1 protein-coding gene is annotated in these 354 nt (G+C 69.8%); it reads right to left on the bottom strand.

The window, feature by feature from the left end; all coding sequences use genetic code 11:
* Window positions 1-354: transposase (locus tag IEZ12_RS38115; RefSeq protein WP_229847429.1), on the bottom strand; the 354-nt coding region annotated here is incomplete at both ends.

Below are 354 nucleotides of genomic sequence, written 5' to 3'. Positions count from 1 at the left end.
TCCTCGTAGTCGCGGTGGAGCCGCCGGTACCGGGACATGATCCCGAAGGTCTGCTCAACGCGCCAGCGGATCGGCTGGACGACGAAGCCCTTCTGGGCCTTGTCGCGCGTCACGACCTCGACGTCTATGGCGTGTGCGGCGCCGTGCTTGACGACGCCGTTGTTGTAGCCGGCGTCCACCCAGGCCTTGGTCACGGTGGGCCACCGGTCGGCGAGCGCGTCCAGGACCTGCTTGCCGCCTGCGGAGTCCTGGACGCCCGCGGCGGTGACGATCAGGACCAGGAGCAGGCCGAGGGTGTCGGTGGCGATGTGGCGCTTGCGGCCCTTGACCCGCTTCCCGCCGTCGTAGCCCTGA

It is taken from the genome of Kitasatospora griseola (assembly GCF_014648555.1).
Taxonomy (GTDB): Bacteria; Actinomycetota; Actinomycetes; order Streptomycetales; family Streptomycetaceae; genus Kitasatospora; species Kitasatospora griseola.
This window is presented reverse-complemented; position numbering and strand designations above follow the sequence as displayed.